This window comes from Gelidibacter salicanalis (genome assembly GCF_016469035.1).
Taxonomy (GTDB): Bacteria; Bacteroidota; Bacteroidia; order Flavobacteriales; family Flavobacteriaceae; genus Gelidibacter; species Gelidibacter salicanalis_A.
The window spans coordinates 1-230 of the sequence record NZ_JAEHJZ010000489.1 but is presented as its reverse complement, the minus strand read 5'-3'; the positions used below and the strand labels follow the sequence as shown (position 1 = coordinate 230).

Annotated in this window: 1 protein-coding gene; it reads right to left on the bottom strand. The window is 46.1% G+C overall.

Annotated features, from left to right (window positions below):
• The coding region (locus tag JEM65_RS21885; RefSeq protein ID WP_199603880.1) for a hypothetical protein at positions 1-230 on the bottom strand (230 nt) is incomplete at both ends.

The window sequence follows — 230 nt, the reverse complement described above, 5'->3', positions numbered from 1 at the left end:
TACTTGGTCACCACCTCTTTTTCATTGGTAAACGTGGCTCCTGCGTCCCCTAGCTTTGTGGCTATATACTTTTGAGCAGGGTGTATCGATCCTCTCGCCAACTCCTTTGTTAAGACCCATAACTTTGCTTTTCCGGCATCTGTTTGGGACTTTCCTTTTAGTTGTCCTCTTTGGACGGCCACCGCTTTAAGTATATTCCCTGTTTCTAGGGATACCGCATATTTCGTCAG